Annotated in this window: 1 protein-coding gene; it reads left to right on the plus strand. The window is 60.5% G+C overall.

Features of this window, described 5'->3' with window-relative positions; translation table 11 throughout:
* Positions 1–291, plus strand: a 291-nt coding sequence (locus tag L0U89_RS20340; protein ID WP_234863199.1) for an alpha-D-ribose 1-methylphosphonate 5-phosphate C-P-lyase PhnJ, incomplete at both ends; no start/stop codon positions are given.

Below are 291 nucleotides of genomic sequence, written 5' to 3' on the forward strand. Positions count from 1 at the left end.
GATTCCCGGCTATCAGGTGCCGTTTGCCAGCCGCGAAATGCCGATGCCGTATGGCTGGGGCACCGGCGGTGTCCAGGTGACCGCGGCGATTCTCGGCCGCGAGGATACCTTGAAGGTGATCGACCAGGGCTCCGACGACACCACCAATGCGATCTCGATCCGCAAATTCTTCGAGAAAACCGCGAACGTGACAACCACCACGGTGACATCTGACGCGACTGTGATCCAGACGCGACACCGCATCCCGGAAACCGCGCTGAATGACAATCAGGTGCTGGTCTATCAGGTGCC

It is taken from the genome of Mariniradius sediminis (assembly GCF_021491425.1).
Classification (GTDB): Bacteria; Bacteroidota; Bacteroidia; order Cytophagales; family Cyclobacteriaceae; genus Mariniradius; species Mariniradius saccharolyticus.